This is a genomic window from Caballeronia sp. ATUFL_F2_KS9A, from assembly GCF_023630765.1.
In the GTDB taxonomy this organism is placed as follows: domain Bacteria; phylum Pseudomonadota; class Gammaproteobacteria; order Burkholderiales; family Burkholderiaceae; genus Caballeronia; species Caballeronia zhejiangensis.
Genome location: NZ_JALQEK010000053.1, coordinates 43,110 through 58,266, shown reverse-complemented (window position 1 = coordinate 58,266; position 15,157 = coordinate 43,110). Strand labels below are relative to the sequence as shown.

Here is a 15,157-nt window from a genome sequence, read left to right as displayed (position 1 = left end):
CGATCGCATCGCCGGCGATCCACTCTTTCTCATTGCACGATGACACTACGATTCAAGCTCTTCGTCGGCGCGGCGACGCTGTTCGCTGCGTTCATCGGTCCCGCGCAGGCCGCCGATCCGGCCGTGGTGCGCATCGGCGTCGCGCAGCAGGGAACCGGCGATCCGCCCGTTTTCGGCGGCTCGCCCGCGGCGACCGCGCTTTTGCAGCATCGCGTCGAAGATGCGTTGCAGCCCGAGCACATCAAGGTCGAGTGGATCTTCTTCAAGGGCGCGGGGCCCGCCGTCAACGAGGCGCTCGCGAACAAACAGCTCGACTTCGCGTATCAGGGCGATTTGCCTTCCGTGCTCGGCCGCGCGAACGGATTGAAGACGCATCTGCTGCTGGCGTCGAACGTCCGGACGGGTGTGTACCTCGCGGTGCCTCCTGATTCGGACATCAAGAGCGTCAAGGATCTGAAGGGCAAGCGCGTCGGCATCTTTCGCGGGACGAATCTGCAACTCGTCGCCGATAACGTGCTGAAGCAAAACGGCCTCAGCGAACGCGATCTGCGCGTCATCAATCTCGATACCGCTGCCTCGCAGGCCGCGCTGGCGTCGAAGGGCGTCGATGCGGTGTTCCTCGACTACTCGCTCTTCAAGCTGCAACGTCAGGGGCTCGCGAAGATCGTCTATGCATCGCGCGATGACGGCGTGCAGTTCACGCGCCAGGCGCATCTTCTCGTGCTCGAAGACTACGAGCGCGCGCATCCCGACACGGTGCAGAAGGTCGTGACCGCCGTGGTGCAGGCCGCGCAATGGTCGTCCGATGAAACCCATCGCCATACACTCTTCGCGTTGTGGGCGAAGAGCGGCGTGCCGGTCGAATCGTGGTCGTCCGAGTTTGCGAATCAATCGATGAAGGACCGCATGTCGCCGCTCATCGATCCGTTTCTGGTCGCGCGTTATCAGGCCGTCGCCGACGATGCGTTGCGTCTGAATCTGATTCGTCAGCCCGTCAGCGTGAATGGATGGTTCGAGCCGAAGTATCTGGATCAGGCGCTGAAGTCGCTGAAGCTCGAAGCCTACTGGCCGCGTTTCGATGCAACGGGCAAGCCTTCGGGCGAACGTCTCGCGGAGAACAGATAAATGGCCAATGCACTGACGCGTGTGTTTCAGCCCGCGGATCGTGCGCGCGGAATGTCATCGACTGATGCGTGGCGCACGATCGGCTGGACTGCGTTGCCGTGGATCCTGCCCAGCGTCTGCGCGTTGCTGTGGGTGCTCGGCTCGCACTACGGCTGGATCTCCGCGCAAGTGTTGCCGGCGCCCGCGCTCGTCTTCGAAACGCTCGGCGCACTCGCGAAGAGCGGCGAGTTGTGGACGCATCTGCTGGCGAGCACGACGCGCGCCGCTGTCGGATTCGGCGGCGGCGTGCTGCTCGGCATCGCGCTCGGCGGATTGCTCGGCCTGTCGCGCACGCTGGAAGCCTACGTCCTGCCGAGCTTCAACGCGATCGTGCAAGTGCCGGTGCTCGGCTGGTTGCCGTTTCTCATGATCGTCGTCGGCATTGGCGAGCCGCTGAAGTATCTGCTGATCGGGCATGCGGCGCTCGTGCCCGTCACGCTCTCGACACTGCAAGGCTTTCGCGGCACGCCGCGTGCGTTGCAGGAAGTAGCGTCGGTGTATCGCTATACGCGCTGGCAAGTCATCACGCGCGTGACTTTGCCATCCGCGATTCCGGTCATCGGCACGGGCGTGCGGCTCGCGTTCACGAAAGCGTGGCTGACGCTCGTCGTCGTCGAGCTCGTCGCGTCGTCGGAAGGGCTGGGTTATCTGATCGTGTATGGACGTCAGCTTTTTCAGCTCGATCTCGTGCTGGCCGCGGTGCTGATCGTCGGCGCAATCGGCTATGCGGCAGATCGCCTGCTCGATGCATTCGAGCGCAAGCTGCAACGCGGCCGCGTCAATTGAGGATCAGCCATGTCGACTCTGGATTGGGAAGCGGGAACAGTCAAAGGATCGTGGCGCGGACTCGTGCTGCCGATAGCCGCGCTCGCCGTGTGGTGGTACGTGTCGCGCGATGCGCAAGTGGGGCGAGGCGTGATGGTTTCGCCTGCACACGTGTGGAGTACGGCGGTCGATCAGGTCCGCAGCGGGGCGCTCGCGCGTGCGTTGTCGGCATCGCTTGCGCGCGAGTTGACGGGCTTTGCGATCGGCACCAGTCTCGGCCTCGCGCTCGGCGCATTGCTCGGCATATCGAAGCTCGCGAATCGCGCGATCGCACCGAGCTTCAACACGTTCAAGCAAGTGTCGCTGTTCGCGTGGATTCCGTTGATCTCCGTGTGGTTCGGACTCGGCGATGTCGCGAAGGTCGTGTTCCTGTCGCTTGCCGCGCTCGTGCCCGTCGTGATGCATACGAGCGACGGCATCCGCGCCGTTCCCGCGAACTGGCTCGACGTGGCGCGCGCATATCGCTATGGCAGGCTGCAAACGGTGGCCTATGTCGTGGTGCCCGCAGCGTTGCCGTCCATCTTTACGGGCGTGTATCTGGCGCTCATCTATTCGTGGCTCGCGACGCTCGGCGCGGAGTATCTGCTCGTTGCGGGCAGCGGCATAGGCAATACGCTCGTCGATGGCAGCGAACAGTTTCGTATGGATCTCGTCGTGTTCGGCGTGATCGTGGTCGGTTTGACGGGGTGGGCGTTGAATGCTTTCGCACGCGGCGTGCAGCGGCGCTGGTTCGGCGCGTCGCGCGCGGCTTGAGGAGAATCCGGATATGACGACGCAAATAGAGCAAGACAGTGGCCTGACGCTGCGGCACGTGAGCAAGCGCTTCGCTGGCGATGCGGGGCCGCCGGTGCTCGATCGCATCGAGCTGTCGATTGCGAGCGGCGAGTTCGTGAGCATCGTCGGGGCGAGCGGTTGCGGAAAGTCGACGTTGCTGCGGCTCATCGCGGGCCTCGATGGCGATTACGACGGCGAGATCGATTTCGGCGGCGAACGCGTCGTGACGACGGATCTGTCGCGCGGCATCGTGTTTCAGGATCATCGGCTGTTTCCGTGGCTCGATGTCGCGCAGAACGTCGCGGTCGCGTTGCGCAACGCGCCGTTATCGAAGGCCGAGAAGGCGCGCGCGGTGGCCGAGCATATCGAGCTCGTCGGATTGAAGGGCTACGAGCGGCTTTATCCGCATCAGTTATCGGGCGGCATGGCGCAGCGCGTTGCGATTGCGCGGGGACTGGTGAACCGGCCGCGTCTGCTGTTGCTCGATGAACCCTTCGGTGCGCTCGACGCACTTACGCGAAGCCGCTTGCAGCTCGAATTGCAGCGGATATGGGAGCATGAACGGATCACGATGGTGCTCGTCACGCACGATGTGGAGGAAGCCGTGCTGCTGTCGGACCGGATCGTGGTGATGCAGGCGCGGCCGGGACGCATCGGGGAAGTGGTGGATGTATCGCTGCCGCGGCCGCGAAAGGTTGGAGATAGCAGGGTCGCCAGGTTGCGCGACGATATCGTGGACAGCTTCTTTACCGAAGCGGCCTAAAGCTGCGCTTCGATCGCCGCTTTATCGATAACGGACCACACGCGCTCGATCTTGCCATCGCGAAACTCATAGAAGACGTTCTCGCAAAACACGACGCGTCTTCCATCGATCTGCAGGCCGAGGAAGTCAGCCTTCGGCGTGCATTCGAAGCGCAACCGGCAAGCGACGCGCGGCGGCTCCGCTATCAGCAGTTCGATATCGAAGCGGAGGTCCGGAATTTCTCGCACATCTTTCTTCAGGAGCTCGCGATAGTCATCGAGCGTGAGCGCGCGCGCGTTGTACTGCAGCGCATCGTGAACGAACGCGCCGAGATTCGGCCAGTCGCGCGCATTCAGGCAAGCGATGTATTGCCTGTAAATATCTGAAAGCATCGTGTGCGCTCCAAAAGGAATGGTGATGCGCTTATCGTAGCGTTGTGCGTTCGGCGGTGAACCGACGCGCGCAGCGCTCAATTCTCATCGACGACTCGCTAACCAACAAGCTTACTTCGGATGGCACGCGCAATGCTGAACGCAGGGATCACATTTCCCCGCCGGAGTTCTCCATGCCTTTTCGCGGCCAACCCGATCAGCTTTTGCCCAACGCCGCGCCCGCCGAACCGGAAGCGGGACGCCGTTCGTTTCTGACACGCGGCGGCGCGGGCATTGCAGTCGCGCTCGCGGCCGGAACCGGCAGCGCATGGGCCGCCGGTCCTTCAGGTGCCGATGCCAATCAGGTCAAGCTGCCGCTGATTCAAGATCCGAACACGGAGCAGAAGGAAGAAACGCCCGACGCGAATCTGCCGCCCGACGCGCGCATCGGCTATGCGATCGTCGGGCTCGGACGTCTTTCGTTGAATCAGATTCTGCCCGCGCTCGCGCAATGCAAATACTCGAAGGTGGCGGCGCTGGTTTCCGGCGATCGCGAAAAGGCGCGGCGCGTCGCGCGTCAATACGGCATCGCCGATGCCGACATCCACGATTATCAGGACTTCGAGCGTCTTGCAGACAATCCGCGCGTGCACGTCGTGTATATCGTGTTGCCGAACGGCATGCACAAGGCGTTCACGCTGCGCGCGGCGAAGATCGGCAAGCATGTGCTCTGCGAGAAGCCGATGGCGAACAATGCCGCCGACTGCGAGGCGATGGTCGAAGCGATGAAGCGCGCCAATCGCAAGCTGATGATCGCGTATCGCAGCCAGTACGAGCCGATGGATCGCATGGTTGCGAAGATGGTCAAGGAGAAGAAGCTCGGCACATTGCGCGAGTTCATCGCGGGAAATTCGCAGAATGTGGGCGATCCATCGCAATGGCGCTTGAAGAAGGCGCTCGCGGGCGGCGGCGCAATGCCCGACATCGGCCTCTATTGCCTCAACGCGGCGCGCTTTCTGTCGAACGAAGAGCCGATGGAAGTCGTCGCGACGGTGCATCGCCCGCAAGGCGATCCGCGCTTTGCCGAGGTCGAGGAATCGGTGCACTTCATCCTGCGCTTTCCGAGCGGACTCACGGCGACGTGCATGTCGAGTTATGCAAGCCACGAATCGCGTTTCTTCAGGCTGCAAGGCGCACAAGGCTGGGTCGAGATGGATCCGGCGTTCGGCTATAACGGATTGCGCTTGCGTCACGGCATGCTCGTCGACGGCAAGAGCGCGACGACCGAAGTGCAGATCGATCCGCAGAACCAGTTCGCGGGCGAAATCGATCACATGTCGGTCTGCGTGAAGGACGATCTCGTGCCGCACACGCCGGGCGAGGAAGGCTTGCAGGATCAGCGGATCATCGACGCGATCTACGAATCGGCGCGCACCGGCCGCGCCGTGAAGCTCGCCCAGCCGGATGCGCCGACGCGCGGGCCGGAGCCGCAGGAAGAGACTTTCTGATCGGTTGCGAACGGGTGGCATGCGGCGCGTGCGGAAGAGATAGCGCACGAGCACGCTCGCCGCGTTGACGCCCGTCGCGAGGTGGACGCCTTGTGCGCGGTAAGGATTGGCCAGCACGACGTTGGCGAGAATCTTCACCGCGAAGCCTCAGAGATCATGCGATAGCGCGTTTCGGTCGCGAACTGATTCGCGAGTCCGCAGCGGAACAGTTTCGTCACAGCGACGGTGTCTCCGGCGTGAACGCGCCTTTCTGAAACAACAGGTCGATCCCCCGCAGAAAAAGAAGCACTTTCGCCGTGGCCCGCACCGCGCGTGCGCCAACTCTCGCACGATCGGCAAAGACGGGCGGTGCATCAGCCGTCCCTCGCGGCATCAGCGATGCTAATAGACGAAGACGCCGTTATCAGATCGATTTGACGGAGCGCGCCGGGCATTCATTCAGGCTTGCTGCTTAACCGCCCATTCCCGCGCGTCCCATTGATACGGAACCGTAAGGACGGTGTCATCCGGGCTAGCACCGATATAAGCCCGAATTATCCGGCGCATCAATAAACAGTATTAGGCGTTATGGTGCGATCTCGCTACGCTTCATCCAATGCGCTCGCTTACCACAGTCGGCGCGCACAGATGGAGACGCTGATGAACACGCGCTGCCGCAGCGAACGGCAATCCCGCATTCGTCTAGCCGGTGTTGTCGTCCGCGCGCGGCAGCGCCGATCATGCGCCCGTGCTGATCTTCCAGAACGAGCGCGTGCATCGGCTTCGGGATCAGCGTTATTCGTGGTGCCAGAGACGCTCGACAAGCTCGAAGACGGCTGCGCGCGGACTCCCTCCCGAATCATTGCGCATAACGGCGGACGCCAACGGGCACACGCCTTTCACAACAGCCGGAGACATTGATGAAATACGAAGATGACGTTCGTGCGCGTTCCTACAAGTTCCGCGACGAGTATGTCGATGCCACGCCATGGTGGTATCGCGGCGAAATGCACCTCGGCTTCACATTGCTCTTCACGGGCGGCGTGATCGTCTTTTGCCTGATGCAGCTTCATGCGCCGACGCTCGCCGAATGGATGGCCGTCATTCCGCTCTTTCTGTTCGGCAACTGGGCGGAATGGGCGGCGCACCGCTATGTGCTGCATCGTCCGACGAAGTATTTCAGCATGATCTACAAGCGCCATTGCGCGGTTCATCACCGGTTCTTCACGCATGTGACGCTTGAATACAAGGGTCACCGCCACTGGCGCGCGCTGCTGTTTCCGCCTTTCGCGCCGGTTGCATTCGTGCTGGCCGCCGTGCCGTTCGCGCTCCTGATCGGGTTCGTATTCTCCCGCAACGCAGGCTACATCGCGCTGTTCACGATGGCGGCATACTTTCTGATGTACGAGGGCCTGCATACGCTCTCGCACGTCACCGACAGCCCGTTCCTCGACCGCGTTCCGTTCGTGAACACAGTGCGGCGCCTGCACGCTACACACCACGATCCCGAAGTGATGGCGACACAGAATTTCAACCTCACGTTCCCGATCTGCGACACGCTGTTCGGCACACGCAGCGACGTTCCCGGTCGTGCGCGCGAACCGTTGGAACGCGGCCACTAAGGCGCTTGTTTCCGCAAAACACAGTCGCTCGCGACGTGGCGTTGCGTACGGCGGCCTCGAACTACCCGGCCGTCGCAGCCGCCTCACGGTTGCGCATGATCCATTCGCTGAAGAGTTTGACCTTCGGCTGACTCGCGACGCACTCCGGATAGACGAAGTAATAGCGTGAGCCCGTTTCGAGCACGGTGTCGAACGGCATGACGAGCCGCCGGGCCGCCACGTCTTCGCTGACCAGCGTCCGGTCGCCGATCGCGACGCCGAACCCTTGCATGGCGGCGTTGGTCGCCAGATCGAGCGTTTCGAATGTCGGTCCGAGCGTCGCGTCGATCTCGCTCGCACCCGCGCAATCGAGCCAGAGCTTCCAGTCGCGGTGATCGCGCGTCGGATGCAGCAACGCATGATGCGCGAGATCAGCCGCGGCGGCGAGCGGACTTTCATTGAGCAGTTCGGGCGAGCACACGGGCGTGAGCTGCTCGTCGAAGAGCGGCACGGCGTGCACGTCCGCACCGGGCGACGAGCCGTAGATGATCGCCGCATCGAACGATTCGACCTCGAAATCGACATCGTGCTGCCAGGTCGTCGTGATCTGCAATTGCAGTTCGGGATGCTCGCTCTGGAAGCGCATGATCCTCGGCAGCATCCATCGCATCACGCAGGTGGGCACTTTCAGCGCGAGATCGGTGCGCTGGCGCGTGAGACGCAGCGATACCTCTTCGATGCGCCCGAAGCTCTCTCTCACGACGGGCAACAGCACGTCGCCTTCCGCCGTCAAGGTCAGGCCCCTTGCGCCGCGGATGAAAAGGGGAAAGCCGAAGTATTCCTCCAGCGCGAGAATCTGTCTGCTGATCGCCCCCTGCGTGAGGCACAGATGTTCCGCCGCACGCGTGAAGCTGCGGTGACGCGCGACGGTCTCGAAGATCTGCAGTGCGTTGAGCGGAGGAAGTCGTCGCATCGGGGCGTGTCTCCGATCATGAAAATCACGTCAGCCGGAAATAGTGTAGCAAGCCGGGCGCGACGCTAATGCAGTATCTTGCCCAGAAAATCCCTCGCCCGGTCGGACCGCGGATGCGCAAAGAACGCGTCCTTATTTTCGTCTTCCACGATGCGCCCGTGATCCATGAAGATCACCCGGTGCGCGACCTTTCTGGCGAAGCCCATTTCGTGCGTGACGCACATCATCGTCATGCCTTCCTGTGCCAGTTCGACCATCACGTCCAGCACCTCGTTGATCATCTCCGGATCGAGCGCGGAAGTGGGTTCGTCGAACAGCATCGCGACCGGGTCCATCGACAGTGCGCGCGCAATCGCCACGCGCTGCTGCTGGCCGCCTGAAAGCTGCGCGGGATACTTGTCGGCGTGCGCGCGCAGGCCGACGCGCTGGAGCAGACGCAGCGCCTTGTCGGACGCTTCGTCTTTCGAGCGCCCCAGCACTTTCGTCTGCGCGAGCGTGAGGTTGTCCGTGATCGACATGTGCGGAAACAGCTCGAAATGCTGAAACACCATGCCCACTTTCGAGCGCAGTTTCGACAGGTTGGTGCGCCTGTCGTGGACGGACTCCCCGTTGACCGTGATGCTGCCGCTCTGGAACGGCTCCAGCCCGTTGACGGTCTTGATGAGCGTCGACTTGCCGGACCCGGACGGCCCGCAGACCACGACCACTTCGCCTTTGCCGACGGTGGTGGTGCAGTCGGCCAGAACCTGGAACTGGCCGTACCACTTCGACACGTTACCGATGGAAATCATGCGCAAACCTTTTTGAAAGTGCGTTAGCCATTGAGACGCGGCGTTTAGCGATGTCTGCCGACGCGATACCGGCGCTCGAGCGCGCGCGCATACCAGGTCAGCGGAAAGCACATCGCGAAGTAGAGCAACGCGACGAGGGCGTAGATCGGGAAGGGACGGAACACTGCGTTGGTGATCATGGTGCCGGTCTTGGTCAGCTCCGTGAGACCGATGATCGACGTGAGCGCGGTGCTCTTCACGACCTGCACGAGAAATCCCACGGTGGGCGGCACGGCGATCTTCCATGCCTGCGGCCAGACGACGTGACGCAACTGCTGCGTCCACGTCATGCCGAGGCTCGCCGCGGCGCTCCACTGGCCGCGCGGCACCGCCTCCACGCAGCCGCGCCAGATGTCGGCGAGACAGGCGCCCGTGTACAGCGTGAGCGTGACGGTCGCGGCAGCCCAGGGCGACACTTCAACGCCCAGCAGCGGCAAGCCGAAGAAGCCGAGGAAAAGCTGCATCAGAAGCGGCGTGCCCTGGAACACCTCGACATACAGCACCACCGTCCGGCGCAGCCACGGCAGCGGCGACACGCGCATGGCGAGCAGCGCCAGTCCCGTGAGGCCGCCTCCGACGAACGCGATCACCGAAAGCACAACCGTCCAGCGCGCGGCCAGCGTCAGGTTGCGGGCGATATCCCACAGCGTGAACTCGATCATCGTGAACGCTCCTTCGGAAGGCCGGGTTCGGCCGCGCCGATGCGCAGGGACAACAGGTTGCGCAGACCGCGCCGGGAAGCGGTCGCGGCCGCGCGACCGGCCCGTCCCGCGAACAGCCGCTTGCCGAGTCGGTTGATCAGCATGCGCAGCACGATCGACAGCAGCAGATAGATCGCGGTGACGATCAGGTAGCACTCGAACGAACGGAAGTTGCGCGACTGAATGAAGCTGGCGGCGTGCGTCAGGTCAGGCACCGAAATCTGCGATACGACCGCGGAGCCGAGCATCACGATCAGCACCTGCCCGAGCAGTGCGGGAAACACGTTGGCGAGCGCCTGCGGCAACACGACGTGGCGGAACACGTGCGGTCCCCGCAGGCCGAGCGCCATCGCGGCCTGGAGCTGTCCGCGCGGTATCGAGTCGATGCCCGCCCGGACGATTTCCGTGGCGTACGCGCCGAGGTTCACCGTCATCGCCAGCACGGCGGCCTCGATTTCGCCGATATGCACGCCGAGGCTGGGCAGCCCAAAGAACACGAAGAAGAGCTGAACGAGAAACGGCGTGTTGCGAATCAGCTCGACATATGCGGTGATCGCCGCGCGGACCGGCTTCGGGCCCGTCACGGCGAGACACGCGCCGCCGATGCCGACCAGGCCGCCCAGCAGCGTCGATATGGCGGTCAGGCCGAGCGTCACCGCGACGCCATGCGCGAGCACATCGACATAGAGGCCGACGTCGCTGAAGTCGAACGTGTAGGTCATCGAGCGATCCTCCCGCGTGCGAGTGAACGGAGCGCTCCGCGCATCACAGGTCGGCCGGCAGCGGTGCGCGCAGCCACTTCTGCGAGATCGCGTTCATCGTGCCGTCCTTCTTCGCCGCGGCGATGGCTTCGTCGACCTTCTGCTTGAGGCGCGGCTCGTTCTTGTTCAGGCCCACGTGATCGGGCGAGCTGAAGAGCGAGAACTTCTGCTCGGGATCGTTCGACGGGTGACGGGCGATGATCGTCGCGCCCACGTCGTTGCCCACCACGAGCAGTTGCGCCTGCCCGGCCAGAAACGCGGAGATCGCGCCGTTCGGGTCGTCGAATCGCTTGATCGACGCGGACGGCGGCGCGACCTTGCTCACGCTCAGGTCTTCCAGCGTGCCGCGCGCGACGGCCACGCTCTTGCCGGCAAGGTCGCCCGCGTTCTTCACGGGCAGCGACTTCGGACCGAATACGGCCAGGTTGTACGGCGCGTAGGCCTGCGAGAAGTCGATCACCTTTTCGCGCTCGGGCGTCTTGCCGACCGAGAGCAGCATGTCGGCCTTATGGTCGACGAGATACGCCATGCGGTTGTCGCCGGTGACCTGAATCAGTTCGACCTTCGCGTTGAGGGTCTTGCCGATCAGGCTGGACACGTCGATGTCATAGCCCTGCGGCTTCATGTCCGGCCCGATCGAGCCGAACGGCGGATAGTCCTCGAAGACGCCGATCCGGACGACGCCGGACTTGTTGATCGAGTCGAGCGCGTCGGCGTGCGCCAGCGGCGCGAATGCGCCGAGGCCCGCGATGCCCGAGAAGGCGAGGAGGGCGGCGGTGCGGGCGAGGAAGCGCTGCGCGGAAGTCGTCGTGTGCATGAAGGTCTCTCCTGTGTCGATACGGTCGGCGGCGTGAATTCAGTGCGCGGTGCGTGCCGCGATGAGCTTGCAGGCGTGCGGCGGAAGTTCCGCGAAGACGGGCATGCCGATTCGCAGGTCCGGCGTCTCGCGCGGCGTCGTGGCGGCGGTGAGCGTGAAGCCCGCGCAATCGATGGTCGCTTCGAGCGACGCGCCGACATCCCGGATGAACGCCACCTTTCCGGCGAGCATGTTGGGCCCGGGATCGACGGCGCCGTTTACGGCTGTCCGCATGCAGACGTCTTCGGGACGAATCAGCAGGCGGACGTCGCCCGCCGCGCCGCGCGCGGGCGGTGCGGCATCGACGACGATCTGCTGGCCGCCCGGAAGCGCGATCCGGTCTCCGCCTTCGAGCGTGACGGGCAGGATGTTGCCGAGGCCGATGAAGTCGGCGACGAATTCGCTGATGGGATTGCGATAGATGTCGAGCGGCTTGCCGACCTGCGCGATGCGTCCTTTTTCCATGACGACGATCTCGTCGGCCATGGTCATGGCTTCGCGCTGGTCGTGCGTCACCATGATCGTCGTGATGCCGAGGCGCTGCTGCAGGAGACGGATCTCGACCTGCATCGCCTCGCGCAGCTTCGCGTCGAGCGCGGAGAGCGGCTCGTCGAGCAGCAAGAGCTTCGGCGACGACGCGATGGCGCGCGCAATCGCCACGCGCTGGCGCTGTCCGCCCGACAGCCGCGAGACCGGCCGGTCCGCCATGTGCGGCAACCGGATCAGATCGAGCAGCTCGGCGACGCGGCTGGCTTCCGCCTCCTTGCCGACCCGGCGAAGACGCAGCGGATAGGCGATGTTCTGCGCGACCGTCATGTGAGGAAAGAGCGCGAGCGACTGGAACACCATGCCGAAATCGCGTCGGTTCGCGGGCACGTCAGTCAGATCGCGGCCGGCGAAGGCGACCGTTCCGGACGACGCCGTTTCCAGCCCCGCGATGATGCGCAAGAGCGTCGTCTTCCCGCAGCCGGACGGCCCGAGAAAGCACACCAGCTTGCCGTCGGGCACGGCGAGATCGACATGATCGACGGCGTATGCGGCGTGGAAGCGCTTCGTTACCGCCTGAAGTGTCAGATGAGTCATGAGGGTTCCCCGGTTACAGCGCGACGCCTTCGTCGCCGATCAGCCTTTCGAGCAGCCAGATCAACGCAAAGTCGATGAGCACGATGACGACCGCGAACGAGAACACGGTCGGATCGAGCGAGGACACGGTGCGGCTGTACAGCCAGATGGGCAGCGTCATCGTGTCGATGCCGTACAGAAAGAACGTGACCGTGAACTCGTTGAACGAGACGATGAAGGCGAACAGCATGCCGGCGAGAATGCCGGGCCGCATGAGCGGCAGGACCACATCGACGATCGCGCGGCGCGGGCTCGCGCCCATCAGGCACGCGGCTTCCTCGAACTCCGGGCCGATCGCCGCGACCGAGGCGGCGCAGTTCTTCACCGTGAACGGCAAGGCGAGGATCACGTGCGCGATGATGAGCCGCAGAATGCCGAGCTCGACGGGCAGCACGTTGAACACGAGCAGCAGCGAGAGCCCGAGCATCACGAGCGGATAGACCAGCGGCAGCGCGACGAGCTGCTCGATAACCGCCTTGCCGCGGAAGCGATAGCGCGAGAGCGCGTAGGCGGCGGGCACCGAGACGGCGGTGGCGATGATCATCGTCGATACCGCGACGACGAGGCTCGTCGTGAGGGCCGTGCCCATCGAGAGCACATCGCTTGCGTCGGGCGATACGAACGTGTGCCACGCGGCCCGATACCAGCGCAGCCCGAAGCTCGGCGGCGGGAATTGGAGCGTATCCGAATTGCCGAACGACATCGTCACCATCGTGAGGATCGGCAGGGCGGCGAGAAAGAGCACGACGGTCGCGAGCAGGCTGGCGGCGCGGCTCAGGCGTCCCGGCATGATCGCGGAAAGGCGCAGGGCGCTCATGAACGGGCTTCCCCCGTGCTTTGCATGCCGCGTACGAGCCGTTGCGATACCGACATGACGACGAGCGTCGCCACCATCAGCACCACGCCGGATGCCGACGCGGCGGGCCAGTTCAGAAGCGGCGCCACCTGGTCGTGCACGAGCACGGCGAGCATGGGCACGCGGCGGCCGCCCAGCAGCAGCGGCACGGCGAACGCGCTCGCGTTGTAGGCGAAGACGAGCAGCGCGCCGGAAACGAGACCGGGCATTGCGAGCGGCAGGACGATGTGGCGCAGCGTCTGCGAGCGCGTCGCGCCGAGCGTAGCGGCCGCTTCCTCGTAAGAGCGCGAGATGGCGCGCATGGCGCTCGCGAGCGGCAGCACGGCGAGCGGGAACGCGGTCTGGATCAGGCCGAGCAGCACGCCGTTCTCGCGATAAAGCCACTGCACCGGACGCCGCACGACGCCAGCCGCGAGCAGCGCGTTATTCAGCATGCCCGCCGGCCCGAGCATCACGAGCCAGCCGTAACCCTGCAGCAGCAGATTGACGAGCAGCGGCAGCAGCACGCCGGCAAGAAGGAGCCGGCGAGCGAGCCGCGATTCGGTGCGCGCCATCGCGAGCGCCACCGGAATCGCCAGCGCCACCGCGCAGACCATGCTCTCAAACGCGAGCTTGAGCGTCAGCCCGAGCGAACGCAGGAAGTACGAATCGGCGAGGTCCGCGTAATTGTGAAGCGTGAGTGCGCGCCACTCGTTCCCCGGCACGCCGAAGCTCATGCGCAGCACCGCGAGCGACGCCGCGACGAGCACGGCGAGAAACGCGAGGATCGGCGCGAGCAGCACCCACGGCGGCACCCTGGGCAGCGCGGGAGCCGACGTCTGTGCGCAGGCGGCGTCTGCCAGCGTGGCCGTCCTGCGGCGGAAGGAGAGTGCGGACATGGAGCTCAGGCCGAGAAGATTTCCGTATAGCGCTTGATCCACGCCGGTTGCACCGCCGCCAATGCCTTGTCGTCGTGCAGCACGGCGTTCTCCGCGATTTGCTGGGGAGACGGCACGAACGCGCGGCTTTCGGCGGGAATCGCCGCCTTCGAGTTCACCGGACCGTTCAGCACGTCGGCGGCCATGCGGCCTTGCACGCCCGCGTCGAGCGAATGGTTGATGAACGCGTGGATCAGGTCGATGTCGCCCGGGTGCGCCTTCGGTATGACCGTGAACATCAGCTGGGTGGCGAAGCCTTCCTTCATCCCGTACGTGACGGCCATCTTGTACTCGGGCTTGCGCAATTGATCGGGGAAGAACGCCGGCGAGTAGATGCCGCCGATATCCAGCGAACCCGTGCGGAACAGGTCGGCGACCTGATTCGGATTCTCTCCGAGCGTGAGCACGCGGTCCTTGAGTTGCGCGAGCTTCGCGAAGCCCGGTTCGATGTTCTGCTGCGAGCCGCCCGCCATCTTGGCGGCGATGATCGCGAGATCGACCGCTTCGGCCCATTCCGGCGGCGGCAGGAAAATCCGCCCCGCATACTTGGGATCCCAAAGCGCTTCGTAGGTCGTGGGCGCCGTCTTGACCGACGACGTGCTGTAGACGAGACCGTCCGACCACAACAGATAGCCGATGCCGAAGCCGTTGGCGCCCGTTTGATACCGCGCGGCGACATCCTTCAGGTTGGGGAGTTTGTTCAGATCGGGCTTCATCAGCAGACCGGCATCCGCGAGACCCGAGGCGCCCACGCCCGCGAGCGTGATGACGTCGTAGGTCGGGCGGTCTCCGGCCGCTTTCACTTTCGCCACCATGCCGGAGGTGCCGTCGGCGCGATCGGCGATGACCTGCGCGCCGGTCTTCTGGCTGAACGTCGCGGCAATGTTGCGCAAGGCCGCCGCGCCGGTGTCGTCGGACCATGTGAGCAGGCGCAGCGTCTTGCCGGCGAAGCTCCTCTCCTGCGCCTTCGCGGTGCTGATGAACGGCATCGGCAGACTCGATGCGGCGAGCGCCATGCCGATGGTCTTGATGGCCTGCCTTCTGCCTCGTTTGATGTCATGCATGGTTCACTCCTCGCTGAACGTGCAGCAGTCGGTCAATGCGGTCGGTCGATCAACAGCGGCGTTGTGAGAGCACTCTAGGGACGCAAAATTTCGGCAACAATCGAAATCTCGGC

General features: G+C 64.2%; 16 protein-coding genes. 6 read left to right on the top strand and 10 right to left on the bottom strand.

All coding sequences use genetic code 11. The features are described from left to right. The first annotated feature begins 39 nt into the window (after window positions 1-39). Genes NCS67_RS29895 through NCS67_RS29880 form a run of 4 tightly spaced genes read left to right on the top strand, consistent with a single transcriptional unit; the run spans window position 40 to window position 3,526 of the window. Entirely contained in the window at window positions 40-1,125 is a 1,086-nt protein-coding gene (locus tag NCS67_RS29895) for an ABC transporter substrate-binding protein (protein ID WP_250437732.1), read from the top strand. Further along, the gene (locus NCS67_RS29890) at window positions 1,126-1,950 is read left to right on the top strand and encodes an ABC transporter permease (RefSeq protein ID WP_502801884.1); all 825 of its coding nucleotides are present in this window, start codon (window positions 1,126-1,128) and stop codon (window positions 1,948-1,950) included. It begins immediately after the preceding gene. A 9-nt stretch (window positions 1,951-1,959) separates the two neighbouring features. After that, window positions 1,960-2,742: an ABC transporter permease gene (locus NCS67_RS29885; RefSeq protein WP_008345434.1), complete on the top strand. Its 783-nt coding sequence runs from the start codon at window positions 1,960-1,962 to the stop codon at window positions 2,740-2,742. Window positions 2,743-2,755: 13 nt separating this feature from the next. Next, on the top strand, window positions 2,756-3,526 hold the full coding sequence (locus tag NCS67_RS29880; RefSeq protein ID WP_250437730.1) for an ABC transporter ATP-binding protein: 771 nt from the start codon (window positions 2,756-2,758) through the stop codon (window positions 3,524-3,526). On the opposite strand, the gene NCS67_RS29875 is transcribed toward NCS67_RS29880, so the two are convergent. Then, the gene (locus NCS67_RS29875) at window positions 3,523-3,897 is read right to left on the bottom strand and encodes an ester cyclase (RefSeq protein WP_250437729.1); all 375 of its coding nucleotides are present in this window, start codon (window positions 3,895-3,897) and stop codon (window positions 3,523-3,525) included. The two genes, NCS67_RS29880 and NCS67_RS29875, sit on opposite strands and share 4 nt — an antisense overlap. 173 nt (window positions 3,898-4,070) lie before the next feature. On the opposite strand from NCS67_RS29875, the gene NCS67_RS29870 reads away from it, so the two are divergent. Further along, complete coding sequence (locus NCS67_RS29870) at window positions 4,071-5,384, top strand: Gfo/Idh/MocA family protein (protein WP_250437728.1); 1,314 nt, start codon at window positions 4,071-4,073, stop codon at window positions 5,382-5,384. A gap of 899 nt (window positions 5,385-6,283) precedes the next feature. Further along, window positions 6,284-6,985, top strand: coding sequence for a sterol desaturase family protein (locus NCS67_RS29865; RefSeq protein WP_250437727.1), 702 nt, complete (start codon window positions 6,284-6,286; stop codon window positions 6,983-6,985). 61 nt (window positions 6,986-7,046) lie between these two features. On the opposite strand, the gene NCS67_RS29860 is transcribed toward NCS67_RS29865, so the two are convergent. The 9 genes from NCS67_RS29860 to NCS67_RS29820 all read right to left on the bottom strand — a co-directional run bounded on the left by NCS67_RS29860 (window position 7,047) and on the right by NCS67_RS29820 (window position 15,044). Continuing rightward, window positions 7,047-7,937, bottom strand: a complete 891-nt coding sequence (locus NCS67_RS29860) for a LysR substrate-binding domain-containing protein (protein WP_175982457.1) — start codon at window positions 7,935-7,937, stop codon at window positions 7,047-7,049. A gap of 65 nt (window positions 7,938-8,002) precedes the next feature. Continuing rightward, window positions 8,003-8,728: an amino acid ABC transporter ATP-binding protein gene (locus tag NCS67_RS29855; RefSeq protein ID WP_008345440.1), complete on the bottom strand. Its 726-nt coding sequence runs from the start codon at window positions 8,726-8,728 to the stop codon at window positions 8,003-8,005. Window positions 8,729-8,772: 44 nt separating this feature from the next. Further along, window positions 8,773-9,429 (bottom strand): amino acid ABC transporter permease, encoded by a 657-nt coding sequence (locus NCS67_RS29850; RefSeq protein ID WP_250437726.1) that lies wholly within the window; start codon window positions 9,427-9,429, stop codon window positions 8,773-8,775. Continuing rightward, the gene (locus NCS67_RS29845; RefSeq protein WP_250437725.1) at window positions 9,426-10,190 is read right to left on the bottom strand and encodes an amino acid ABC transporter permease; all 765 of its coding nucleotides are present in this window, start codon (window positions 10,188-10,190) and stop codon (window positions 9,426-9,428) included. The genes NCS67_RS29850 and NCS67_RS29845 overlap by 4 nt, the downstream gene beginning before the upstream one ends. 43 nt (window positions 10,191-10,233) lie before the next feature. After that, window positions 10,234-11,046 carry a transporter substrate-binding domain-containing protein gene (locus NCS67_RS29840; RefSeq protein WP_008345445.1) on the bottom strand — a complete coding sequence of 271 codons (813 nt, stop codon included), beginning with the start codon at window positions 11,044-11,046 and terminating at the stop codon, window positions 10,234-10,236. Between the two features lie 39 nt (window positions 11,047-11,085). Beyond that, the gene (locus NCS67_RS29835; protein WP_250437724.1) at window positions 11,086-12,168 is read right to left on the bottom strand and encodes an ABC transporter ATP-binding protein; all 1,083 of its coding nucleotides are present in this window, start codon (window positions 12,166-12,168) and stop codon (window positions 11,086-11,088) included. 13 nt (window positions 12,169-12,181) lie between these two features. Then, window positions 12,182-13,024, bottom strand: a complete 843-nt coding sequence (locus NCS67_RS29830) for an ABC transporter permease (protein WP_175982459.1) — start codon at window positions 13,022-13,024, stop codon at window positions 12,182-12,184. After that, window positions 13,021-13,941 (bottom strand): ABC transporter permease, encoded by a 921-nt coding sequence (locus NCS67_RS29825; protein ID WP_250437723.1) that lies wholly within the window; start codon window positions 13,939-13,941, stop codon window positions 13,021-13,023. Before NCS67_RS29825 ends, NCS67_RS29830 begins: the two co-directional genes overlap by 4 nt. A 5-nt stretch (window positions 13,942-13,946) precedes the next feature. After that, the gene (locus tag NCS67_RS29820; RefSeq protein WP_008345450.1) at window positions 13,947-15,044 is read right to left on the bottom strand and encodes an ABC transporter substrate-binding protein; all 1,098 of its coding nucleotides are present in this window, start codon (window positions 15,042-15,044) and stop codon (window positions 13,947-13,949) included. Window positions 15,045-15,157 lie beyond the last annotated feature (113 nt).